Source organism: Rappaport israeli (genome assembly GCF_001888055.1).
Classification (GTDB): Bacteria; Pseudomonadota; Gammaproteobacteria; order Cardiobacteriales; family Cardiobacteriaceae; genus Rappaport; species Rappaport israeli.
Genome location: NZ_LXHZ01000052.1, coordinates 1 through 298 on the forward strand (window position 1 = coordinate 1; position 298 = coordinate 298).

Annotated in this window: 1 protein-coding gene; it reads left to right on the forward strand. The window is 44.3% G+C overall.

Going from position 1 to position 298, the window contains the following annotated elements:
- Positions 1–298 (forward strand): transposase (locus A5N84_RS09305; RefSeq protein ID WP_198923934.1); only part of this gene is annotated, 298 nt, incomplete at both ends.

The window sequence follows — 298 nt, forward strand, 5'->3', positions numbered from 1 at the left end:
AAGGTCAAAGATGAGCGACGCTATGTCAATAAAGCAGTCTATACACTGTTAGCCCTCAATACCGAGGGGCATAAAGAGCTTATTGGACTTTACTGCTCTGAAAGTGAGGGCGCCAATTATTGGCTGTCTGTGCTGACGGATTTACACAATCGTGGCGTAGAAGATATTCTTATTGCCTGTGTCGATGGTTTAAAAGGCTTCCCTGAAGCCATTGAGGCGATATTTCCTAATACCGAGGTACAGTTGTGCGTGATTGATCAAATCCGTAACAGTATTCGTTACATAGCCAGTAAGGAGC